This window comes from Parvibaculum sp., from assembly GCF_039680535.1.
Classification (GTDB): domain Bacteria; phylum Pseudomonadota; class Alphaproteobacteria; order Parvibaculales; family Parvibaculaceae; genus Parvibaculum.
In genome coordinates this window covers 26892-50452 of record NZ_JBDKSS010000008.1, presented here as the reverse complement: position 1 = coordinate 50452, position 23561 = coordinate 26892, and the positions used below count along the sequence as shown (strand labels likewise).

19 protein-coding genes and 1 tRNA gene are annotated in these 23561 nt (G+C 63.3%); 9 read left to right on the top strand and 11 right to left on the bottom strand.

The genetic code is table 11. The features are described from left to right. Window positions 1-68: 68 nt before the first annotated feature. Entirely contained in the window at window positions 69-1268 is a 1200-nt protein-coding gene (ssuD, locus tag ABFC66_RS04295) for an FMNH2-dependent alkanesulfonate monooxygenase (protein WP_346739728.1), read from the bottom strand. Window positions 1269-1469: 201 nt separating this feature from the next. Between ssuD and ABFC66_RS04290 the strand changes: the two genes are divergently transcribed. Beyond that, complete coding sequence (locus ABFC66_RS04290) at window positions 1470-3470, top strand: protein-L-isoaspartate(D-aspartate) O-methyltransferase (RefSeq protein WP_346739727.1); 2001 nt, start codon at window positions 1470-1472, stop codon at window positions 3468-3470. Between the two features lie 3 nt (window positions 3471-3473). Here the strand turns inward: ABFC66_RS04290 and ABFC66_RS04285 are convergent, their stop codons facing one another. The 3 genes from ABFC66_RS04285 to ABFC66_RS04275 are packed head-to-tail and all read right to left on the bottom strand — an operon-like array spanning window position 3474 to window position 6774. After that, complete coding sequence (locus tag ABFC66_RS04285) at window positions 3474-3875, bottom strand: DUF3775 domain-containing protein (RefSeq protein ID WP_346739726.1); 402 nt, start codon at window positions 3873-3875, stop codon at window positions 3474-3476. A gap of 22 nt (window positions 3876-3897) precedes the next feature. Continuing rightward, entirely contained in the window at window positions 3898-5712 is a 1815-nt protein-coding gene (ftsH, locus tag ABFC66_RS04280; RefSeq protein ID WP_346739725.1) for an ATP-dependent zinc metalloprotease FtsH, read from the bottom strand. Window positions 5713-5736: 24 nt separating this feature from the next. Further along, window positions 5737-6774 (bottom strand): zinc-dependent alcohol dehydrogenase family protein, encoded by a 1038-nt coding sequence (locus ABFC66_RS04275; RefSeq protein WP_346739724.1) that lies wholly within the window; start codon window positions 6772-6774, stop codon window positions 5737-5739. Window positions 6775-6962: 188 nt separating this feature from the next. Here ABFC66_RS04275 and ABFC66_RS04270 point away from each other — a divergent pair, with 188 nt between their 5' ends. Both ABFC66_RS04270 and ABFC66_RS04265 read left to right on the top strand, forming a co-directional pair. Beyond that, window positions 6963-8381, top strand: coding sequence for a saccharopine dehydrogenase NADP-binding domain-containing protein (locus tag ABFC66_RS04270; RefSeq protein ID WP_346739723.1), 1419 nt, complete (start codon window positions 6963-6965; stop codon window positions 8379-8381). 212 nt (window positions 8382-8593) lie between these two features. Further along, a complete protein-coding gene (locus ABFC66_RS04265; RefSeq protein WP_346739722.1) occupies window positions 8594-9829 on the top strand; it encodes an acetyl-CoA C-acetyltransferase in 1236 nt (411 codons plus the stop codon). 48 nt (window positions 9830-9877) lie between these two features. Here ABFC66_RS04265 and ABFC66_RS04260 read toward each other — a convergent pair whose 3' ends face one another. The 6 genes from ABFC66_RS04260 to ABFC66_RS04235 form a co-directional block, all read right to left on the bottom strand. Next, a complete protein-coding gene (locus tag ABFC66_RS04260; protein WP_346739721.1) occupies window positions 9878-10588 on the bottom strand; it encodes a TetR/AcrR family transcriptional regulator in 711 nt (236 codons plus the stop codon). A 58-nt stretch (window positions 10589-10646) separates the two neighbouring features. Beyond that, window positions 10647-11303 carry a class II aldolase/adducin family protein gene (locus ABFC66_RS04255; protein ID WP_346739720.1) on the bottom strand — a complete coding sequence of 219 codons (657 nt, stop codon included), beginning with the start codon at window positions 11301-11303 and terminating at the stop codon, window positions 10647-10649. Between the two features lie 84 nt (window positions 11304-11387). Beyond that, complete coding sequence (locus tag ABFC66_RS04250) at window positions 11388-12146, bottom strand: ABC transporter ATP-binding protein (RefSeq protein WP_346739719.1); 759 nt, start codon at window positions 12144-12146, stop codon at window positions 11388-11390. 24 nt (window positions 12147-12170) lie between these two features. Continuing rightward, entirely contained in the window at window positions 12171-12935 is a 765-nt protein-coding gene (locus ABFC66_RS04245) for an ABC transporter permease (RefSeq protein WP_346739718.1), read from the bottom strand. Continuing rightward, window positions 12932-13846 carry an ABC transporter permease gene (locus tag ABFC66_RS04240; protein WP_346739717.1) on the bottom strand — a complete coding sequence of 305 codons (915 nt, stop codon included), beginning with the start codon at window positions 13844-13846 and terminating at the stop codon, window positions 12932-12934. Before ABFC66_RS04240 ends, ABFC66_RS04245 begins: the two co-directional genes overlap by 4 nt. After that, window positions 13843-14919 carry an ABC transporter substrate-binding protein gene (locus ABFC66_RS04235; RefSeq protein ID WP_346739716.1) on the bottom strand — a complete coding sequence of 359 codons (1077 nt, stop codon included), beginning with the start codon at window positions 14917-14919 and terminating at the stop codon, window positions 13843-13845. The genes ABFC66_RS04240 and ABFC66_RS04235 overlap by 4 nt, the downstream gene beginning before the upstream one ends. A gap of 150 nt (window positions 14920-15069) precedes the next feature. Here ABFC66_RS04235 and ABFC66_RS04230 point away from each other — a divergent pair, with 150 nt between their 5' ends. From ABFC66_RS04230 to ABFC66_RS04215, 4 genes are all read left to right on the top strand, one after another. Then, window positions 15070-15993, top strand: coding sequence for a TauD/TfdA family dioxygenase (locus tag ABFC66_RS04230; protein WP_346739715.1), 924 nt, complete (start codon window positions 15070-15072; stop codon window positions 15991-15993). Between the two features lie 192 nt (window positions 15994-16185). Next, window positions 16186-18330, top strand: a complete 2145-nt coding sequence (locus tag ABFC66_RS04225; protein ID WP_346739714.1) for a DEAD/DEAH box helicase — start codon at window positions 16186-16188, stop codon at window positions 18328-18330. A gap of 54 nt (window positions 18331-18384) precedes the next feature. Further along, window positions 18385-18816 carry a DUF488 domain-containing protein gene (locus tag ABFC66_RS04220; protein ID WP_346739713.1) on the top strand — a complete coding sequence of 144 codons (432 nt, stop codon included), beginning with the start codon at window positions 18385-18387 and terminating at the stop codon, window positions 18814-18816. A 149-nt stretch (window positions 18817-18965) separates the two neighbouring features. Continuing rightward, entirely contained in the window at window positions 18966-20066 is a 1101-nt protein-coding gene (locus ABFC66_RS04215) for an NADH:flavin oxidoreductase (RefSeq protein ID WP_346739712.1), read from the top strand. A gap of 18 nt (window positions 20067-20084) precedes the next feature. On the opposite strand, the gene ABFC66_RS04210 is transcribed toward ABFC66_RS04215, so the two are convergent. Next, window positions 20085-20555, bottom strand: a complete 471-nt coding sequence (locus ABFC66_RS04210; RefSeq protein WP_346739711.1) for a CYTH domain-containing protein — start codon at window positions 20553-20555, stop codon at window positions 20085-20087. Between the two features lie 351 nt (window positions 20556-20906). On the opposite strand from ABFC66_RS04210, the gene ABFC66_RS04205 reads away from it, so the two are divergent. Beyond that, window positions 20907-23264: an MMPL family transporter gene (locus ABFC66_RS04205; RefSeq protein ID WP_346739710.1), complete on the top strand. Its 2358-nt coding sequence runs from the start codon at window positions 20907-20909 to the stop codon at window positions 23262-23264. A 179-nt stretch (window positions 23265-23443) separates the two neighbouring features. Then, window positions 23444-23517: transfer RNA gene (locus tag ABFC66_RS04200), tRNA-Gln, on the top strand. The last annotated feature ends 44 nt before the right edge of the window (window positions 23518-23561 follow it).

The window sequence follows — 23561 nt, the reverse complement described above, 5'->3', positions numbered from 1 at the left end:
ACCCCGCAAACGAACTCGGCCCCGCTTTTGGCGGGGCCGAGACAGGCAGAGTTCTGAAGGCGATGGTCTCAGGACGGGCCGGAATGGGCATGCCCGCCCGCGCGGAAGTGCTCGCCGGCTTCACCGGCGCGGCCCGGCTTCACCTTGACCTCGGGCTTCTTCACGCCGGCAATGTTGAGCAGCGGGAAGACATGCTCGGCGAAGCGATAGGCCTCTTCGAGATGCGGGTAGCCAGAGAGCACGAAATATTCGATGCCAAGGGCGCGATATTCGCGGATGCGCGCCGCGACGTTCTCTCCCGAGCCGACAAGCGCCGTGCCGGCGCCGCCACGGACAAGGCCGATGCCCGCCCAGAGGTTGGGGCTGATGAGGAGCTTGTCGCGCCGGCCGCCATGGAGGGCGACGATGCGCTGCTGGGCGACCGACTCGCTGGCGGCCAGGCGCTTCTGGATCGCGGCGATCACATTGTCGTCGAGATCCTCGATCAGCTTTTCAGCGTCGCGCCAGGCCTCTTCTTCCGTTTCGCGGACGAGGACCTGAAGGCGGATGCCGAAGCGGACCTTGCGGCCCTGCGCTGCAGCCTTCGCGCGAACTTCGGCGACCTTCTCGGCAACCTGCGCCGGGGGCTCGCCCCAGGTCAGCCAGGTGTCGATGTGCTTGGCCGTGACGTCGATGGCGGCATCGGACGAGCCGCCGATGAAGAGGCGGGGGCCGCCCTCCTGCACGGGCGGGAAAAGGAGCTGCGCGCCTTCGGCCCGGATGTACTTGCCTTCGAAGTTGACCTTCTCGCCGTTCATCAGCCGCTGCCAGACGGTGAGATATTCGTCGGTGAGGGCGTAGCGCTGGTCGTGATCGAGGAAGACGCCGTCTCCGGCGAGGTCGGTCGAGTCGCCGCCCGCCACCACGTTGAGGAGCAGACGGCCTTCGCTGATACGGTCCAGCGTCGCGGCCTGCCGCGCGGTTGCAAGCGGTGACGAGACGCCCGGGCGCAGGGCTACGAGGAATTTCAGCCGGCGGGTCAGCGTGGCGAGGGACGAGGCCACGACCCATGCATCTTCACAATTGCGGCCCGTCGGGATCAGCACGCCTTCATAGCCGAGCCGGTCCGCCGCCTGAGCCACCTGCGCGAGATAGCTGAACTCGGTCGGGCGGGCGCCTTCGGCGACGCCGAGCTTCCGTCCGTCTCCATGGGTCGGGATGAACCAGAAGGGGTGGACGGCATCGTCCGCCTGGTCGCGCGCATCCGCGAAGTCTGAAATTTCCGCCATACCTGCTCTCCATCGGTGGGAATATCGTGTTTTCATACTAATACTATCAAACCGATAGACAAGGTATAAAGTGACGCAGCCGAGATAGTCCGCAGCCCAGGTAGGCCAACGAGAGGGCGGCCGGCCGAGCCCTGCGCGTTGATCTGGAACAATTCGGCGCGGCGATCCTCCGTTAGCATTGAGCCGTGTCGGAGGTGCCGGATGCAGGAACCAAGCCTGAGCAATTTTCGATCTGCCATGGTGGAGCGCCAGATTGCGGGCCGTGGCGTGCGCGACGCAGGCGTGCTCGCCGCGATGAGGGAGATTCCAAGGGAAGAATTCCTGCCGCCCGAACTGCGCGAATTCGCCTATGACGATGCCCCGCTGCCCATCGAAGGGCAGCAGACCATCTCGCAGCCCTACATCGTTGCGGTGATGGTTGAGGCACTTCTCCTGAAAGGCAGCGAAAAGGTCCTCGAGATCGGCGCCGGTTCGGGCTATGGCGCGGCTGTTCTGTCGCGCATTGCCGGTGAGGTCTACACCGTCGAGCGGATCGCACAACTCGCGGAGAAGGCGGCGGGTGTGCTGCGGACCCTGGGCTATCTCAACGTGCATGTGCGTCACGGCGACGGCACGGGCGGCTGGGCGGAGCAGAGGCCTTACGACGCCATCGTCGTGACGGCGGGCGCGCCGAATGTTCCGGATGCTCTGAAGTCGCAGTTGAAGATCGGCGGCAGGCTCGTCATCCCCGTCGGCAAGACGCCCGGCTTGCAGGAGCTTTTGCGCGTAACGCGCCTTGCGGCCGATGAATACCGGACCGAGGAATTGCTCGACGTGCGCTTCGTGCCGTTGGTCGGCGCCGAGGGATGGGCGGCGGGGGAAGCCGCCGAGCAGGTAGCGCCCCGTGTGCGGAAGGATCTTTCGCCGGATGTGGCATTGGCGAAGCGCATCGGGCAAGTCGGGGAGCGCTTCGATGATATCGACAGTGTCGATCTCGAACCGCTGATGCAGCGCATCGGCGACGCGCGGATCGTGCTCATCGGCGAGGCGTCGCATGGAACGTCGGAATTCTATCGGCTGCGCGAAAGGATCACGCGGGCGCTGATCGCATGGAAAGGATTTTCATTCGTCTCCATCGAGGGCGATTGGCCGGATGCCGCGCGCATCGACCATTATGTGCGCCACCTCGAATATGCGCCCTCCGAATGGACCGCCTTTGCGCGCTTTCCGACATGGATGTGGCGTAACCGGGAGGTGGGGGCCTTCGTCGACTGGCTGCGCGAATATAATGGCGAGCAGGAGGCGGCGCGACGCGTGGCCTTCTACGGCCTCGACCTTTATAGCCTCTATAATTCCATCCGCGCCGTGCTCGATTATCTCGACGATGTGGACCCGGAGGCGGCGCGGATTGCGCGGCTGCGCTATGGCTGCCTCACGCCCTGGCAATCGGACCCCGCGACCTATGGGCGGGCGGCGCTTTCCGGTTCCTACCGGAGCTGCGAGGAGCATGTGGCGCATATGCTCTCGGACCTGATGGAGAAGAGGCACGCCTATGCACGGCATGATGGCGAGCGGTTTCTCGACGCCGTGCAGAATGCAAAGCTCGTCGCAGGCGCCGAGCAATATTATAGGATCATGTATTACGGCTCGCGGGCATCGTGGAACCTGCGCGACACGCATATGTTCGAAACGCTGAAGACGCTGCTCGATCATCACGGACCGGCGAGCAAGGCGATTGTCTGGGCGCATAACTCACATATCGGCAATGCGGCCGCGACCGAAATGGGCATGCGGGGCGAGATCAATATCGGCCAGCTTTGCAGGGATGCTTTCGGCGATCAGGCCTATTCCATCGGCTTCGGAACCGACCACGGCACGGTAGCTGCCGCGACCGACTGGGACGGGGAGATGGAAGTCAAGCACGTGCGTCCCGCATTGGCGGGGAGCTATGAAAGGCTTTGCCATGAAAGCGGCGCGGCGCGTTTCCTGCTGCCGCTGCGCGGGGCTGATGCAGACTTGATCGCGGGGTTGATGAAGCCTCGCCTCGAACGGGCGATCGGCGTTATCTATCGTCCGCAGACGGAGTTGCAGAGCCACTATTTCGAGGCGACGCTGCCGCGCCAGTTCGACGAATATGTCTGGTTTGACGAGACAAAGGCGGTAACACCGCTGACGACCGCGGAATTGAGCGGCGCCGCGGAGACCTATCCCTTCGGGCTTTGAGCTTCAGGCGTGCTCGTCGAAATCCGAGCAGCTTTCGCCGAATGCGTCGAGGCCGGCTTCGAGATAGTCGGCAAGGAGCGGCAGGCCGGTGAGGTACTCGGCCGTCCGCGCATTGTGTTCGAGAGAGGCGGTTTCCACGGCTTCGTCCCAGTCGGCGGCATCGAAGGTGCCGCGTCCGACCCAGGCGAGGGCAACAAGTTCGATCTGCTCGTCCTCGTCGAGCGCGCGAATGAACTCCACCAGCTCCTGATAGGTTGGGTCGTCGGCAAAATCCTCGAGAATGTCGCGCATGTCCTCGTCGGATGCGTTGGAGCCCGAGCGGGGGTTCGTCACCTCTTCCTTGACGTCGAACATGCGCGCCCGGGAAATGACGTAGCAGACCTTGTCTGTGTTGATGTCGGGCATGTCTTCGTTCCTGCTCAGGTCTTCAGGCGCTCGCGCTCGCGGCGGGCCTCAATGCCGGGAAATCATCCGGCGTTATCGTCTCTTTCGCAAGGAGGAGCTTCGCACCTGCCGCGAGATCGTCGTGACGGGTCTTCAGGATGTCGATCGCGCGGGCATAGGCTTCCTCGATGAGCTTGCGGACGGCAAGGTCGATTTCGCGCGAGGTCGCTTCGGAATAATCCTTGTCGCGGACGCTCAGCATGTTGTCGCCGAGATAGGCGGAATGCTGCGCTTCGAGGACGGCCTGGCCGACTTCCGGCGCCATGCCGAAACGGGTCACGATCTGGCGGGCGACGTCCGTGACCTTGGCGAGGTCGTCGGCAGCGCCGGTGGAAATCTCTCCGAAGGTTACCTGTTCCGCAGCGCGGCCCGCGAGGAGCACGACCATGCGCGATTTCAATTCGCCGAGCGTGATGAGGAAGCGATCTTCCGTCGGACGCTGAAGCGTGTAGCCGAGCGCGCCGATGGAGCGCGGTATGATGGAAACCTTGTGCACCGGGTCGGAGCCGGGGATCGTGGCGGCGACCAGAGCGTGGCCCATCTCGTGATAGGCAACGCGTTCGCGCTCCGCGGGCTTGAGCAGGCGGCTTTTCACCTCGGAGCCTGCAACGATCCGCTCCACCGCGCCGGTGAAATCGTCGAGCGTGACGCTCTCGCCGCCGCGCCGCGTGGCGAGGATCGCCGCTTCGTTGACGAGGTTGGCGAGATCGGCGCCGGTGAAGCCGGGTGTGAGGCCCGCGATGGCATCCGGGTCGGCGTCCGGTGCAGCGGTGATTTTCCGCATATGGACCTTGAGGATCGCCGCGCGGCCGCTGCGCTCCGGCCGGTCGACGACGATCTGGCGGTCGAAGCGGCCAGCACGCATCAGCGCGGGATCGAGAATTTCGGGCCGGTTGGTGGCAGCCAGCAGCACGATGCCTGCGCGCGGGTCGAAACCGTCGAGTTCGGCGAGAAGCTGGTTCAGCGTCTGCTCCTTCTCGTCCTGTCCGCCGAGGCCGCCCATGGCTGAACGCGCACGGCCGAGCGCGTCGAGCTCGTCGATGAAGATGATGCAGGGCGCCGCCTTGCTCGCCTGCTCGAAGAGGTCGCGCACACGCGCGGCGCCGACACCGACGAAGAGTTCGACGAATTCGGAGCCCGAGATCGAGAAAAAGGGCACGCCTGCTTCGCCGGCGACCGCGCGGGCAAGCAGCGTCTTGCCCGTGCCGGGCGGGCCGACGAGAAGGATGCCCTTCGGCACATGGGCGCCGAGGCGGCCATATTTTTCCTTGTTCTTCAGGAATGCGACGACTTCCTGAAGCTCCATCTTCGCTTCCTCGACGCCTGCGACGTCGGCGAAGGTGACGCCGGTCTGCGTCTCGACATAGACCTTGGCCTTGGACTTGCCGACATTCATCAAGCCGCCCACGCCCTGCCGGTCGGCAAAGCCGCGGAAGAGGTAGAACCAGACGCCGAGGAAAACGAGCGTCGGCAGAACCCAGGACATGAGCGTCGTCAGCCAGTTCTGGTCCGAGCCGCCCGTGAATTTCACGCCTGACGTAGCGAGTTGCCGGGCAAAATCCGGTTCGACACGGGTTGTCGCGAAGAGAGTCTTGCCGTCACGCGGGCTTGTGAATTTGCCCTGGATCTGCGTCTCGGTGACAGTGACTTCGCTGATCGCCTTCTGATCGAGCAGCGTGAGAAATTCGCTGTAGTCGATCTGCGCGACCTGCTTCGACCCGAGCCAGAGCTGGAAGGCGGTGATCAGCAGAAAGGCGACGATGAAGTAGCCGGCATTGAACTGGAATTTCTTGTCCATCTGCGAACGACGGCCTTCTTCGGTTTACGCTTCGATGATGACCTTCAGCGCATGCGTGCTGGCCGCCTTGCCGAAGGTCTCATAGGCATCGAGGATATTCGCGAGCTTGAAGCGATGCGTGATGAGCTTCGTCGGATCGATCTTCTTCGATTGAACGGTCTTGAGCAACATGGGCGTCGTCACCGTGTCGACCAGGCGCGTCGTGATCGTGATGTTATGAGACCAGAGGCGTTCCAGATGGAGATCGGCCTTGACGCCGTGGACGCCGACATTGGCGATGGTGCCTCCGGGCGCGACTATGTCTTCGCAGAGAAGAAAGGTCGCCGGAATGCCGACGGCCTCGATGGCTGTATCGACGCCGCGCCCGCCGGTCAGCGCCTTGACGGCGGCAGCCGCCTTGCCGTCGGAGCTGTTGATTGTCTGCGTCGCGCCGAAGGTCTTCGCCACGGCGAGACGGTTGTCATCGAGATCGATCATGATGATCTCGGACGGTGAGTAGAACTGCGCGGTGAGGAGCGCGGCAAGACCGATAGGGCCGGTGCCGACAATGGCCACGGTCGAGCCGGGTTCGACCTTGCCATTGAGCACGCCGCATTCGAAGCCGGTGGGCAGAATGTCACTCAACATGACGAGGGCTTCTTCGTCCGCGCCTGCGGGGATGTGATAGAGGCTCGTTTCCGCATGGGGGATGCGGACATATTCAGCCTGCGTACCGTCGATGCTGTTGCCGAGAATCCAGCCGCCGCTCGTGCAGTGGGAGTACATGCCTCTCCGGCAATATTCGCATTTGCCGCAGGAGGAGATGCAGGAAATGAGCACGTGGTCGCCGGGCTTGAAGGTGGAGACGGCCGCGCCCACCTTTTCGATCACGCCGACGCCTTCATGGCCGAGAATGCGGCCGGGCGCGCAGGTCGGAACGTCGCCCTTGAGGATGTGAAGATCGGTGCCGCAGATGGTGGTGCGGGTGACGCGAACAACTGCGTCGGTCGGCGCCGCGATCTCGGGCATGGGGCGATCTTCCAGCGCTTTCCTGCCGGGGCCTTGATAGACGAGGGCTTTCATGGCGGTGCTCCATCGGCGATGAACTGATCCGCCTATAGGCGTGCCGACGCCGACGCGACGCATTGACCTCGATCAACGGGATGCCGCGACGTAAGCGTTCTTTCAATGGGGGCGCTTGTTTTGTATAAGGCAAAGGTTCGCTGTCAGCTCACGAGGCCCCTCGCGCCATTATGTCGGAATTGTGAAAGATGCCTCTCCATTCAAAGCCTATCGAGTTTCGCGGCCGTATCGTCATGGTTGGCTTTGGCAGTATCGGACGAGGCGTCCTGCCGCTGATCCTGCGCCACATCGGCGTAACGCCGGACCGGATGGTCATCGTCACGGCGGAGGAGGAGGGGCGGCGCGAGGCACAGCTTCAAGGCATTCGCTTCATCCTTCAGCCGCTGACGCGTGAAAACTACGCTGCCGTTCTGGGGCCGCTGATCGGCGAAGGCGACTTCCTGCTCAACCTGTCGGTCGATGTGTCCAGCCTCGCGCTGATCAAGCTCTGTCACGAGAAGGGCGCGCTCTATCTCGACACCTGCAACGAGCCCTGGCCGGGGCGCTATACGGATGTCACTCTCACTCCGTCCATGCGCTCCAATTATACGCTGCGTGAAGAGGCGCTGGAGCTGAGGGAGCGGCTTGGGGCGGGCCCCACGGCGGTGATGACCCACGGCGCCAATCCCGGTCTCGTGTCGCATTTCGTCAAGCAGGCGTTGCTCAATCTCGCGCAGGATCAGGAGGTCGAAGTCGTCAGACCTGCGAACCGCGCGGAATGGGGCGCGCTGGCGGAGCGGCTCGGCGTCAAGGCCATCCACATTGCGGAACGCGATACGCAGGTTTCGCCCATTCCGAAGCGCGTCGGCGAGTTCGTCAACACATGGTCCGTCGACGGATTTATCGGCGAGGGCTGTCAGCCCGCGGAGCTCGGTTGGGGAAGCCATGAGCGGCATTTCCCGGCGGATGGATTTCGCCACGAGTTCGGCTCCGGCGCGGCGATCTATCTTGGGCGTCCCGGCGCTTCGACCCGGATGCGGAGCTGGACGCCGCTTGAAGGGCCGTACCACGGTTTTCTCATCACGCATGGCGAGTCGATTTCGATTGCCGATTACCTGTCGCAGAAAGATGGCGACGCGCTGCGCTACCGGCCGACTGTCCACTACACCTATCATCCCTGCGACGCCGCGGTGCTCTCCGTTCATGAGCTTGCGGGGAAGAACTGGAAGGAGCAGTCCGAGAAGCGGATCATCGTCGACGAGATCACGAGCGGTATTGACGAACTTGGCGTTCTACTGATGGGGCATGAGCGGGGCGCGTACTGGTACGGCTCGCAGCTTTCGATCGGCGAGGCGCGGAGCCTCGCACCCTATAACAACGCGACCGGATTGCAGGTGACGGCTGCGGTTCTCGGTGGCGTGGTCTGGGCGATCGAGAACCCGGCGCGCGGCATGGTCGAGCCCGAGGAGATGGATTACCAGCGCGTGCTCGAAGTGGCCGAGCCCTATCTCGGCAATGTCGTCGGCGTCTATAGCGACTGGACGCCGCTGCTCGATCGCGGACAGCTTTTCGCTGAAGACCTCGATACCGAAGACCCCTGGCAGTTCAAGAATTTCCGCGTCGTCTGAACGGGCGCATATCGAGCCGATTCAGACCGTCATCGGGCCGTAATGTACGGATTGCGCCGCACGGACCCATGGCGCTCGCCGGGCGGCTCTCCGGCGACGCCGCGTGACGCTGCGTCAATTTCGGCGTCTTGCGAGCGATGCGGGGCATTGATTGACGCCGTGCCCATGGGGGCGGAAACTCCCCGCAAATCCGAACACAAAGGGAGATCCCAGTGAAAGAAGCATGGATTATTGACGCGGCGCGCACGCCGCGCGGCGTCGGCAAGGTCGGCAAGGGCGCTCTTACCGAAGTTCATCCGCAGCGCATTCTCTCGACGGTGCTCAAGGCGCTCGGCGAGCGGAACAATCTCGACAGCGACGACATCGACGACGTGATCGCCGGTTGCGGCACGCAGACGGGCAAGCAGGGGGCGTGCATCGCGCGCATGGCGGCTCTCGATGCGGGCTGGAAGAACACCGCGCCGGGCTTCTCGCTCGACCGTTTCTGCGGTTCGGGCCTCACCGCCGTCAATCTCGCTGCCATGGGCATCATGTCGGGCATGCAGGATCTCGTCGTCGCGGGCGGCGTCGAGTCCATGTCGTATGGCTCGACCCTGCCGCGCACGGGCGGCGCCACGCTCGACAGCCACAATCTGCATCTGCGCGAAATCCATCCGCAGCCGCATCAGGGCGTTTGCGCCGATCTTATCGCGACGCTCGAGGGCATCACTCGCGAGGATACGGACAAGCTCGCCTATGAGAGCCAGCAGCGCGCCGATCACGCGATCCGCAACGGCCACTTTGCGAAGAGCCTCATCCCCGTCTATCACGACGATGGCCGCCTCGCGCTGGACCATGAAGAATTCCCCCGGCCGAGCACGACGCTGGAAAGCCTCGCGACGCTGAAGCCCGCCTTCGCCGCGATGTATGACTTCCCACTCGACGAGGAAGGCCTGACCTACAGGAAGCTCGTCGAGAAGAACTATCCGGATGTGAAGATCGAACACATCCATCATGCCGGCAACTCGTCGGGCGTCGTGGACGGCGCTGGCGCCGTCGTCATCTGCTCGCCGGAATATGCCAAGGCTCACGGCCTGAAGCCGCGCGCCCGCATCCTTTCGGTTGCGACCGCAGGCGACAGCCCCGAGCTGATGCTCAACGCGCCGGTGCCTGCGACGAAGAAGGCGCTTCAGATCGCCGGCATGACGATGAAGGACATCGACCTCATCGAGATCAACGAAGCTTTCGCGGTCGTGCCGCTGAAGTTCATGCGCGATCTCAACGTCGATCCGTCGATCGTGAACGTCAATGGCGGCGCGATGGCGCTCGGCCATCCGATCGGTGCGACCGGCGCGATCATCGTCGGCATGCTGCTCGATGAGCTCGAACGCCGTGACCTCAATGTCGGCCTTGCCACGCTTTGCGCGGCGGGCGGCATGGCGCCGGCGACCATCATCGAACGCATGTAATTCGTTCGGAATGACGAAGCCCGCAAGGTTCCGGCCTTGCGGGCTTTTTCATTTGCGGAAGTGCTCGAAATAGAGCGCGAACATCCAGGCGAGTTCGTCCACGAGTTCGTCCGCATGCTCAGGCTCATCCACCGCCATTTCGCCTGCGGCATATCCAAGTTCGGTGGTGAGCCGCGCGGCGACGAGCAATCGGTGCGGCGACACGCTGGGGAAGATGCTGGCAAGCGCTTCGCCAATGCGGGCGGCAACCAGTTCCCGCGAGGCAATGCGGACTTCGCGCAATGTCGGTACGGCGCGGAGGGCGCGCATGATCCATCTGCCGCCGGGCTCCTTCATCGTGATCTCGTTCACGCGCGCCTGTATGACGAAAATGCTCTGACGAATTTTCTCGACACTGCCCGATTTCAACTCGCCATTTTTCAGCCACTCGAAAACGGCTTCGTCCTGCCGCTCCATCAGCCGCGCGCCCAGTTCGCGCAGCAGCGCATATTTGTTCGGGAAGTACCGGTAAAGCGCAGGCGGCGAGAGCTTGGCGCGCTTGCAGACGAGATTGGTGGAGAGCTGCTCGATGCCGACTTCCTCGAGCAGTGCGCCGGCTGCGGCGAGAATGGCGTCGTAGGTCTTGCGCGACCGCTTCTGAAGCGGCTGCGTCTTGACTTCCATGTCGACCGCTTGCGCCTTGCCGCGGCGCACCGGGCGAACCGGTTTGCCGCCTCCCGCGGATGATGCCTTCGTCGTGCGCTTGCCGGTGCCGGTCACTATGGATCGCCAGGAGTCATTGCCACTGGATCGAGCTTGTCGCGTGATGCGCGGCCGGTCAACGGTTCTGACCATAACCCCCGAAGCGGAGGAATATGTCTTTCATCTGCTGGTCGCTCAGGACATGGGGCGATCCGAGAATCTGCGCGCCGTAATAGACGGCGGCCTGTTCCTCGACCTCCTCGGCAACAGCCAATGCGTGATCGAGCGTGTGTCCCAATGCGATCTGGCCATGGTTTGCCATCAGGCAGGCGAGGCCCTCGCCGATAGTGGCGACGACCGCATCGGCGAGCTCCGGTGTGCCGAATATCCGATAGGGCGCGACGGGAACTTCTGCACCGCCGGTGACACTGACCATGTAATGCACCGGCTCGATCGGCCGGTGGCAACAGGCAAGGATCGTCGCATGGCGGGAGTGGCAATGCACCACGGCATCAACGTCGCTGCGCTGCTGGAGGATGCGCCAATGCATTTCCCACTCGCTGGAAGGCCGCAGGGCACCGGGCTCGGTTGACCCGTCGGCAGCGACATGGACGATGCCTTGCTCGTCCATGAGATCGGGCGCGAGGCCGCTCGGCGTGATGAGCATGCCGCCACCGAAGCGAACCGAAGCATTACCCGACGCGCCCTTGTTCAGTCCGTTCGCGGCCATCTTGCGCATGACGCGCACAAGGTCCGCGCGCAGCTTGCTTTCCTGGGTATCAGGCGCGCTCATGGTCTCGTCCTTCCTTTCCGAACCGGGTTCTGGTGGCGGTTCGGTTAGCATAGACGGGGCCGGGCGGTTAAGTCTCGGTGGGCCTCAGCGTGGCTCGCCGAGAGCTTCGAGCACTTCGGCTTTCAGGTGGGTGAAGCCACCATCTGTGCGGTCGCGCGGGCGCGGCAGATCGACGTCGACAATTTTGGCGATGCGGCCCGGACGGGGCGCCATGACGACGACGCGGTCGCCGAGGTAAAGCGCTTCGTCGACGTCATGTGTCACCAGAACCATGGTGATGCCTTCGGCCTGCCAGATCTGCTGCAACTCCTCCTGCATATGGGCGCGGGTCAGCGCATCGAGGGCGCCGAAGGGCTCGTCGAGAAGCAGGAGGGCGGGCCGGTTGACGAGGCCGCGCGCGATGGCGGCGCGCTGCGCCATGCCGCCCGAGAGCTGGCGGGGATAGGCTTTTTCGAAGCCGTTGAGGCCGACGAGTGCAATATGCTCGGCAATGCTCGCGCGCTTTTCAGACGCGCTCAGATGAGAGTTCTCGAGCGCCAGCGCGATATTTTCCTCGACCGTGAGCCAGGGGAAGAGCCGGTGTTCCTGAAAGATCAGCCCGCGCGTAAGGCTGGTGCCGGAAATGCGGGTGCCGCCGAGCTGGATCTCGCCGCCATAATCGCCGTCGAGGCCGGAGATGAGGCGGAGCAGCGTGGACTTGCCGCAACCGCTCGGACCGACCAGCGAGAGGAATTCGCCGGGCTCCACGGTGAGGCTCAAATCGTCGATGGCGGCGAAGCCATCGCCCGCGACCTGGAAGCGCTTGTTGACATTTCGAATGTCGAGTGTGCCGAGGTTCGTCATTTCTGGAGTGCGATCCGATATGGGTTATTGGGGGGCTTGCCAGCGCAATACGCGGGCTTGCAGCCGGTTTGCGACGACGTTGAGAAGGAAGCCGACGCCGCCGATGATCGCCATGCCGAGAATGACGAGATCCATGCGGAACTGTTCGCGGCCTTCCATGATGCTGCTGCCGATGCCCGGCGCGACGGCGAAGAGATATTCGGCGCCGATGGTCGCGAGCCAGCCATAGATCAGGGCGAGGTGAATGCCCGTCGCAATCGACGGAGCAGCGGAGGGAAGGATCACTTTGCGGAGCGTCTGCGTCCGCGTGAGCTTCAGCACGCGCGCGACGTCGAGCAAGCGGGGGTCGACGCTGCGGACACCCTGATAGGTGTTGAGCAGAACGGGCAGGAAAACCGCAAAGCCGATGAAGGTGACCTTCGCCAGTTCTCCATTTCCGAGCCAGATCGACATCAGCGGTATCCAGGTGAACAGCGCGATATGCTTCACGCCATTGAGCAGGGGGCTCAGCAACTCGTCGAGGAGGCGCACGGTGCCGAGCCCTACGCCGAGGGCGAGGCCGACCAGCGTGCCGCCGAGAACGCCAAGCAGGTCGCGCTTGAGGCTTGCGCCGAGCGCTTCGTAGAGCGAGCCGTCCGTGAGCTGTTCCCGCGCGGTTGCTATGACGCCTTCGGGCGAGGCCCAGATGCGGGGATCGAGAAATCCGTCATGCACACCGAGGTACCACGCGGCCAGAATGAGGAGCGGGAGAGTGACGCCGGAGCCCAGATATTTTTCGAACCTGTTCATGCGGCGGCTCCATAGCGGCGCCTGAGCGAGGTTTCCGCCTGGGCGAGAATCTTGTCGAGTGTGAAGCCGATGACCCCGATGACGATCATGGTCGCGATCATCACGTCGAGCTGAAAGAGCTGCCGCGCCATGACCATCTGGTAGCCGAGGCCCTCCGTCGAGGCGAGCAGCTCCACCACGACCAGCGAGTGCCAGGCATGGGTGAGGCCGTAGCGCAGGCCGGTAAAGACCGGCAGCAGCGCGCCCGGCAGCATGATGCTGCGGAGTATCTGCAGATTGTTGAACCTGTAGATGCGCCCGACCTCGAGATAGGCGCGGGGAACATTGCGGAAGCCATCCAGCGTGTTGAGTGTCACCGGGATCAGCGCGGCCTTGGCGATGATGACGATCTTCAATGCCTCGCCAATGCCGAAGAGGATCATCAGGAAGGGAATCCAGGCGAGCACGGGAATTTGCGCGACGGTGAGGAACGTCGGACGAAGGAAACGCTCAAGACGCGGCGAAAGGCCCATGCCTGCGCCGAGGAGGAGGCCCAACCCCGCGCCGGCCGCGAAGCCCAGGGCCACGCGCTGAACGCTGATGGAAAGATTGGCGAAAAGCTCGCCGGACTGCACCAGCGCGATGAAGGCGTCATAGACCGTTGCGGGAGCGGGCAGGATGAGTTGCGGAACGAGCCCGGCACGCGACGACAGAGCCCAGAGCGCGAGCAGCGCCAATGGCGTCAGTGCGCCGAGAAGGACAGGGCGCCGAAGGAACTTGCGTGTCTTCGGCGTCGCCTGCTGGCGTGGCGTGACATTCGCCCCGGGCGCGGACGCCGCGGTCGTCGGCAAGGCGATGACCGCAGCGCTATGGGTGGGTTCCGGCTCGACGATCGCCGCACGCGATGCCCGCCGCAAACTCGACGTGCTCATTGGGCGACCACCGGCTTTCCGTCCTTGTCGAACTGCGGCCAGTAGTTTTCGAGGCCGAGGGACTTGAGGGCGGCGTTGAGCGGCTCGCGGTCGATCCAGCTATCGACGTCGGCGGGCGAACGGATGAGCTTGAAGTGCAGCGAATTTTCGGCGGAGCGCTTGAACTGCGCCGTAATGAACGGATCGAAGAGGGGGCTGTTCAGCACCTTGGGGTCTTCGCCTTTCTGCGCTTCTGCAAAGAAGGCAGCCGGAATGCCGACCTTGGCCCAGATGTCGTAGAGCGCGGGCTGGTTCGCCGGTTCCGACGCCCAGCGGGCCTCGCCGACGAGAACCTTCACGACGCGGTTCACGACGGAGGGATGGGTCTTCGCGAAATCATCGGTGACGAGGAAGCCTGCCTGCGAGGTGAGCTTCGGATCCTGCCCCTTGGTCGTATAGAGATATTTGATGAGGCCCTTTTCGCGCAGGCCGAAGGAATAATAGGAGGTGAAGGCGGCATCGACCTGATGGGCCGAAAGCGCCGAAAGCGCCGTTGCGTTGTCGAGATTGACGATCTTCAGATCGCGATAGGTGAGGCCGACGGTCGAAAGAATGTTCGCGGCGGTGAGCTGGTATAGCGTGCCGTTAAAGTTCGAGACCGTGTGTCCCTTGATGTCGGCGAGCGTCTTCAGCGGTGAGTCGGCGGGCACGGCGATATAGGTATTGAAACGCGTGCCGGTCGCGAGCAGCAGCCGCGTCTTGAGGCCGAGCGAGCGGCCGACAAGCGCGGGCAGGTCGCCCTGCCAGGCGAAATCGACCTTGCCGCTGGCAAGTGCCTCGTTCACGGCTGGGCCCGCTCCGCCGAAGAAGTTCCACTCGACCTTGGTGCCGTCGGCGGCGAATTCCTTTTCGAGCAGGCCTTTCACATGCACCGCCGAAATATAGGTGCCTGCCGAAAAGGGGCGGCCGCCGACGCCAGCCATGGCGACGCCGATACGGATCACCGCCGGCTTGTCTTCCGCATGAGAGGGGAGCGCGCCGCCAATGAGGCTGGCGGCGAGGATCAGAGCGAGTCCGAGAATACGCCTTACCAAGGTGGACATCCTTTCGAAATAACGAGCAAGGAGTGTGAATAAACAAACGCCTTGCATTGCTGTTGTGATTATATAACCCTATTAATTCCATAGGGACAAGGAAGTTATTTCGAAATCCCAGGTTCATGGCAGTGCATTCAGGAGGCGTAAATGACGGCAAACGACAAACAGACCCTCGCCGAGCTCGGCTTTGAGGTTGTCCCCGTGGCGGGGCGCATCGGCGCGGAAGTGCGCGGATTGAAGCTTGGGGCGGATCTGAGCCCGGCGACGCTCGCAGCGTTTCGTCAGTCGCTGCTGCGCCACAAGGTGCTTTTCTTCCGCGATCAGGCACATCTCGACGACGCCTCGCAGGAAGCCTTCGCTGAGGCCATCGGCACGCCGGTCGCGCATCCGACCGTGCCGGTCCGGCCGGGGAGTTCGTACCTTCTCGAACTCAACTCGGAAGTCGGCGGTCGCGCCAATTCCTGGCACACCGATGTCACCTTCCTCGACGCCTATCCCTGGGCTTCGATCCTGCGCGCAGTCGTGGTTCCGGCGGCGGGCGGCGACACGGTATGGTCGAACACGGCGGCGGCCTACGAAGACCTTTCGCCGGAATTCAAGGCCTTTGCCGATCAGCTCTGGGCGCTGCACACCAACGATTATGACTATGCCGCCGTGCGTCGGGTCATTACCGACGAGCAGATCAAACGGCATAGGGAAGTCTTTGCCTCGACAGTTTACGAGACCGAACACCCGATCGTGCATGTCCATCCCGAAACCGGCGAAAAGCACCTGCTGACGGGCCATTTCGTGAAGCGGATTCTCGGCGTGTCGACGGCGGATTCGGCGCGGCTCTTCTCCATCTTCCAGGACCATGTGACCCGTCTTGAAAATACGGTCCGCTGGCGCTGGGCAGCCGGCGATGTTGCCATCTGGGACAACCGGGCGACGCAGCATTATGCGGTGAATGACTATGGCGACGCCCATCGCGTCATGCGCCGGGTCACACTGGCGGGCGAGGTGCCGGTGAGCGTCGACGGTCGCCGCAGCCGGAGCATCAAGCCCGGCCCGGTCGCCATCGCGGCCGAGTGACGCAGAGACGATGGCTCGCGGGCGCCCGTTCAACGGAGCGCCCGCGAGCTTCCTGCCTGGAAAGCCCCAATCCGCCGCCGATTTAATCGCGCGTTTTTGCCTGCGCCGTGCTATGACGCGCGCTTCCCAGATGAACAGGTCTCGATGCGCGGCGAAACCGCCCGCCGGACCCAGCAGGATTTGGTTTCAGCTTTGGCTTTTTTACCGACAAATCCGTCGCTCGCGCGAGCGCTGGCGGAACGCGATTACAATGACCCAACGCCCGTGCAGAACGCCGTGCTCGAGCCGGAAGCGGTCGGCCGCGATCTGCTCGTCTCTGCACAGACAGGCTCGGGGAAGACCGTCGCCTATGGTCTCGCAATGGGCGAGACGCTGCTCGGCGACGCGGAGTTTCTGGGTGAGGCGGGCGAACCGCTCGCTCTCATCATCGCGCCGACCCGCGAGCTCGCCTTGCAGGTGCAGCGCGAACTCGCATGGCTTTATGCCAAGACGAAGGCGCGCGTCGTCTCCTGCGTCGGCGGCATGGATCCGCGCGCCGAAGCGCGGCAACTGGCGCTGGGCGCCCATATCGTCGTCGGAACGCCGGGCCGGTTGCGCGACCATCTGGAGCGCGGACGGCTGAAGATCGCAGCCCTGAAGGCTGTGGTTCTCGACGAAGCCGACGAAATGCTCGACCTCGGATTCCGCGAAGATCTCGAATTCATCCTCGAAGCAACGCCGAAGGAGCGACGCACGCTGCTGTTCTCGGCGACGCTGCCGAAGGAGATCGTGACGCTCGCGAAGACCTATCAGCACGATGCGCTGCGCATTCAGGCGGCAGGCGGCGAGCGCGGCCATGCCGACATCACTTATCGCGCGATCCGCGTCGTACCGAACGAAGTCGGACACACCGTGGTCAATGTGTTGCGCCATGCCGAAGCGCCGACCGCTATCGTCTTCTGTAACACGCGCGAGGCCGTTCGCCATTTGCAGGCCATCCTCTCCGAGCGTGGTTTCTCGGTCGTTTCGCTTTCGGGCGAGTTGAGCCAGAACGAGCGCAACCATGCGCTGCAGGCGCTGCGCGACAGCCGCGCGCGGGTCTGCGTGGCCACGGACGTTGCCGCGCGCGGAATCGATTTGCCGAACCTCGACCTCGTCATCCACGCGGACCTGCCGCATGACGCGGAAGTGTTGCAGCACAGGAGCGGCCGCACCGGCCGCGCGGGCCGCAAGGGCGTCAGCGTTCTGCTGGTGCCGCAGTCGCGCCGCCGCAAGGCCGAGCGAATGCTCAACGACGCGCATATCCGGCCCGAATGGGTTGCGCCTCCCTCCGCCGAGGAGATCCGGAAGCTCGATCAGGAGCGTCTGATCGCGAGCGACATCTTCGCAGACACTGCGGATGAGGACGACCTGACCATGGCCAGGGCGCTGCTCGCGTCGCGCTCCGCCGAAGAGATCGCCGTGGCGCTGGCGCGCCTCTACAGCTCGCATCTTCCCGCGCCGGAAGAGGTGCTGGATGCCGGCCCGCTGCGCGAGGCTGGCGACGAGCGGGGGCCGAAACAGAAGCGCGAGCGCGGCAACGATCGCGAGCCGCGCGAGCCCCGTGCCGCCGCGCCGCGCCGCAAGACCGGCGTTTCGAGCCTGCCGGAAGGCGTCTGGTTCCGCCTCAATGTCGGCCGCCAGAAGAACGCCGATCCGCGCTGGCTTCTGCCGATGATCTGCCGTCAGGGTGGCGTCACACGCCGCGAGATCGGCACCATCGACATCTACGATCAGGAAACGCGCTTCGAGGTCCAAGCGGATGTCGCCGATCAGTTCGAGGCCTCGATCCGAAACGTGCCGAAAGGCGAGGCCCGCATCGAGCGTGTGCGTGGCGACGCTCCCGCGCCGGAAGGCACCGCCGGGTCCGAACCGTCGGAACGGCCCCGCCGCGAACCGCGCGAGGCCCGTGAACCCCGCGAAGTTCGTGAAACTCGGGCAAAGTGGAGCCCCCGCGAGCAGACAGAGCGTCCTGATGGACCCAGGCCGGAACGCGCGAAGGGGCCCAAGCGCGAATACGCGCGCGATCGCGGCGAAGAGGCGGCAAAGCCCGAGCGCCCTCGGCATGAGCCCAGGGAGTGGACGCCGAAGGCGGAGCGGGCCGACAGGCCGGCGGGCAAACCCGACAAGGGCAAGCATTCGTCGGACAAGCCCTACAAGGGGAAGGCCGGTGGCCCCAAGGCAGGCGGGCCGAAGCCGGGCGGCAAAGGGAAGCCCGAATGGGCAGGCAAGAAGCCTGGCAAGGCAGGTGGCAAGCCCGGCGGCAAGGCTGGCGGCGGCTTCGACAAGCCCAAGCGCAAGGCGCCGAAGCGCGGCTAGGCATCTTGCCGCGACCTGCATCGGCGTTCAGACTGTCCGATGACGGAGGTGGCCATGAAGCTCGCGACGATCGGCTATGAACGCCGAACCCTTGCGGAACTGCTTGAGCGCCTGAAGGCGGCGAAGGTCGACACGTTGATTGACGTGCGTGCCGTCGCCGCTTCACGCCGCGCGGGCTTCTCGAAAACCATACTCGCGGCTTCGCTCAAGGAAGCCGGCATCGACTATGTGCATCTGCGCGCGCTCGGCACACCCAAGGACGGGCGCATCGCCGTGCGGGCAGGGCGCTTCGACGAGATGCGCGAGATCTACGAAAAGCATCTCGAAGAACCTGCGGCGCAGCTTGAGCTGCTGCGCGCGACAGAGATCGTGCAGACGCACAAGGCCGCGCTTCTCTGTTTCGAGGCCGATTTTGCGCATTGCCACCGCGCGATCGTCGCCGATCGCATACGCGACGCCATCGGCTGCAAGATCGAGAACCTCTAGCGCGATCCGCCTGGCGGACAGCCGCCCCGGTCCGTCGATGATTTTTCAGCATAATACGATTTTGTAATCTCTCCGGCCGCGCCAGTGGGGCGCTTGCCGTGCTAAAGCTGCGGCATCCGAATTTCGAATCCAGTTGAGGAATGCCGATCATGACCGACCTCTTCGAGCCCCTTTCCTTTGCCCATGGCGCGCCCATGAAGAACCGCTTCATGCTGGCGCCGCTCACCAATTGTCAGAGCCATGTGGATGGCACCTTGTCCGATGAAGAATTCAGCTGGCTGACCTACCGTGCGACGGGCGGCTTCGGGCTCGTCATGAGTTGCGCGGCGCATGTGCAGAAGTCGGGACAGGCCTTCCCCGGCCAGCTTGGCTCGTTCTCCGACGAGCTTCTGCCGGGGCTTTCGCGTCTCGCCGCGAAGATCAAGGCGGAAGGTGCTCTCTCGTCCGTCCAGCTTCACCATGGCGGGATTCGTTGCCCCTCCGATCTCATCGGCGAAGCGCCGCGCGGCCCCTCCGAGGATGCCGACACGGGCGCGCGGGCGCTCGCCACGGAGGAGGTCGAGGAGTTGGTCGAGGATTTCATTGCCGCCGCCGTCCGTTGCGAAAAGGCGGGCTTCGATGGCGTCGAGATTCACGGAGCGCATGGCTATATTCTCTGCGCCTTCCTCAGCCCCGAGCTCAATCGCCGGACGGATCGCTATGGCGGTTCGCTGGAGAACCGTACCCGGATCATCCACGAGATCGTGGACGGCATTCGCGCCAGGACGGGCGCCAATTTTCAGCTTGGCCTGCGCCTCTCACCCGAACGCTTCGGTCTTCGCATGACGGAACAGATCGAGGTCGCGCGGCAGGTTCTCGCGCGTGGCGATCTCGACTATCTCGACATGTCGCTCTGGGATGTGTTCAAGGCGCCGGCCGAAGCGGAATTCGCGCACAAGCCGCTGATCGACTGGTTCATGGATATTCCGCGCGGCGAGACGCGGCTGGGCGTCGCGGGCAAGCTGATGAGCGGCGCGGATTGCCGGCGCGTTCTCGAGCACGGCGCGGACTTCGCGCTGATCGGCCGGGGCGCGATTCTTCATCACGACTTCCCCAAGCGGATCGCCGCTGATGCCGATTTCCGCTCGACGGCGCTGCCCGTTACGCGGGCCTATCTCGCCAATGAACGGCTGAGCCCGACTTTCATCAACTACATGAATAACTGGAAGGGCTTCGTGGCGCAGGACGAGGCGGAGGAGGCTGCCGTCTGACGGCGGCCTCACAAGTCCTCAGCTCGCGGGCGAGTATCGCGCCCGCAGCATGTTGATCTTCTTGTATTCCGGTTCGCCGGTTACCTCGCGTCCGATCCATGCGGGCAGGGGAACGTCGACGTCTGCGTGCTTGAGTTCGACCTCGGCCAATATGATGCCGCTCAGGACTCCCTCGTAGACGTCCACCTCCCAGGTGAAGCCGCGATAGGGGACGTAATAGCGGGTCTTTGCCAGCTTCGTGTCGCCGCAATAGAGCGCGAGAAGCTGCTCGGCCTCCTCCATAGGTATTTCATACTCATATTCTGCCCGCGTGAATCCGACCTGCTTCGTCTTCACCGCGAGCGTGGCGCGATTTTCATAGAGCCTGACGCGGACCTTGAGCCCGTCGGTCGAGGCGAGCAGCCCATCCCTCAGTCTTTCGCGAGATGTATAGAGGTTTTGCCAGGCAGGGTCGGCTACAAGGAACTTTCGTTCGATCTCGATCAGCATCAGGCAGGCTTTCGATCGCGGGAGGGCATCGACTTGATTGCGCGATCCTATCGTATTTGCGAGGGGAAAATCACTTGTGTCAAACCGGCGCAACGGAGATTTGGACGAGAACCGCCGAACTTCCTTAAACGCCTCGGAAATTCATGCTAAGTCTCTTGGCAGCGCGAGCGCCTGGGGGGCTTCTGCGCTGCGTGATGCGTTGCCGACGCTGGCGAAGGCCAGCCAGCAGAGTTCGGCCGCTGGATATCCAGTAAAATATTCGTACAAGGATTGTATGCGTCAGGAGTGATTTCTGCGTCCATAACATGACCGTTCCCGCATGCATGGGGATGGCAGGGGGAGCGAAGCATCATGATCAGGCGTCTTGAGAACCTCGTATTCGGCGCGCGCCGCCTCATACTCATTCTGCTCGCGATAGTCACGCTCTTTGCGCTCTATTTTGCGGCGCATCTGCGGCTTTCCACGGGCTACGACAAGGCCCTGCCCATGGGCCACGAATATATCGACACGTTCCAGAAATATCGCGACCAGTTGTTCGGCTCGAACAGCGTCATCATTGTTCTTGAGCCACGGACCGGCACGATATGGAACAAGGAATTCTTCAAGGTCTACAAGAACCTCACCGACGACATCTTCTATCTGCCGGGCGTCTCGCGAGAGTCCGTCACTTCGCTCTGGACGCCGAACGTTCACTACATCGAGATCACCGAAGATGGCGCGACCGCGCAGGACGTGATCCAGAACGGCGTTCAGGTCGATGCATTGACGCAAGAGGACATCGCTGCGATCCGCGACAAGGTGATCAGCGGCGGCTTTGTCGGGCGCGTCGTCGCCAATGATTTCACAGGCGCGATGGTCTGGGCCGACATGCAGGATTTCGATCCTTCGACGGGCAAGAAGATCGACATCTTCGACGTCGCCGACAAGCTCGAGAAGCAGATCAGACATAAATACGAGAACGACAAGTACTCCGTCCGCATCATCGGCTTTGCGAAGGCGATTGGCGATGTGGCGGACGGCGCGAGAAGCGTATTCATCTTCTTTACCATTGCCTTCGCGCTGACCGCCTTGTCGCTCTATCTCTATTCCCGATCGTGGATGCTCACCGGGGCCACGCTGCTGGCCTCGCTCACCTCCGTCATCTGGCAGTTCGCGGCGCTCGAGCTGTTGGGCTTCGGCCTCGATCCGCTCGCCATTCTCGTACCCTTTCTCGTCTTCGCCATCGGCGTGAGCCATGGTGTGCAGCAGATCAACCGAGTGACTGCGGCGGTCAGTGCCGGCGCTTCGAGCGAACAGGCCGCACGGGCGAGCTTCGATGCGTTGCTGGGGCCGGGCGCCATGGCGCTGATGACCACCTTCATCGGCTTTGCCACGCTCTATCTCATCCCGATCCAGATGATCCGGGAGCTGGCCATCGCTGCGGCCATCGGCGTTGCCTTCAAGATGGTGACGAACCTCGTCATGCTGCCGCTGCTCGTCAGCTATATGCGCTTCGACGAAGGATTCGCGCATCGCGCGGCGCGGGCCCGCCGCTTTCGGCTCGATGTCATGCACTGGCTTGGCGACAAGGTGTCGAGCCCGCGCAATTCCATCATCATTCTCTGCGTTGCGGCGGTGCTGTTCACGCTTGCCGCCTATGCGAGCCGCAACCGCCATGTCGGCGCGCTTTACGCCGGCGTCCCGGAGCTTCAGGAGAACTCGCGCTACAATATCGACTCGCGCGACATCGCCTCGAAGTTCTCGCTGGGCCTCAATATCCTGACCGTGGTCGTCGAAACGCCGCCGGATTCATGCGTCGACTACGATACGCTCAACTATCTGAACAAGTTCTCGTGGCATATGCGGAACGTGCCCGGCGTAAATCTGGTCGTCTCGCTGCCGTTCTCCCTCAGCGCGCTCAACGTGCCGTTCAACGAGGGCAACCTCAAGTGGCACACGATTCCGAAGGCGCGCGAAGCCTTGGCGCAGGAAGAGGCCGTGCTGCCGGGGAGCGGGGCGGTGATGAACGGGAACTGCACGCTGTTGCCCCACATGATCTTTCTGGAAGACGCGCGTGCGACGACGATTGCCACGGCGGTGGCAGCGGTCAAATCCTACCGTGACGAACACCCCATGAAGGGTGTCAATCCGCGGCTGGCCGCCGGCAACATGGGCGTTCAGGCAGCCGTGAACGAGGAGGTCTCGAAGGCCGAACTGCCGATGATGCTGTGGGTCTATGCGGTCGTCATCGCGCTGGTCGCAGCCGTCTATCGCGACCTGCGGGCGATCATTACGTGCTGCGTGCCGCTGACCTTCGCGACCTTCCTCGGCTATTGGTTCATGGACATGCTGCAGATAGGTCTGACGGTGGCGACGCTGGCCGTCATGGTGCTGGCGGTGGGCATCGGCATCGACTACGCCTTCTACATCTACAATCGGATCCAGTATCACTTCCATTCGGAGCGCGACGCGACCGAGAGCGTCAAGCATGCGATGCTCGAAACCGGCATGGCGACCTTCTTCACGGCGGTGACCCTGGCCATCGGCGTTTCGACCTGGGCCTTCTCGCCGCTGAAGTTCCAAGCCGATATGGGGCTCCTCCTCACCTTCATGTTCCTGATCAACATGGTCGTGGCGATCACGGTACTTCCCGCCATCGTCGTGGTGCTCGACCTTCTGTTCCCGAGGGCCTGGTCGACGAGGCGCCGCAAGGATGCGATGGCGCATTAGCAAATGGGAGGCAGGCCAAGACGCCGCGGCCTTTGCAGGGCAGCTGGGGCGAGTTCCGAAAATTGGCGGGGGCAGGAACACAAGAGCTTGAATTTCGTATGGCATTCGATTAGACAAGCCCAGCAAACGTGACAAGCGGCGGGCGCAAGCCTTGAATGCCGAGTAGTCATTGATCCTGTTGGGGGATCGTCTAACGGTAGGACAGCGGACTCTGACTCCGCCAGTCTAGGTTCGAATCCTAGTCCCCCAGCCAGCCCCCCTTATCTATTTGAAATCACTGTGCTTTCGCGCCAAGAC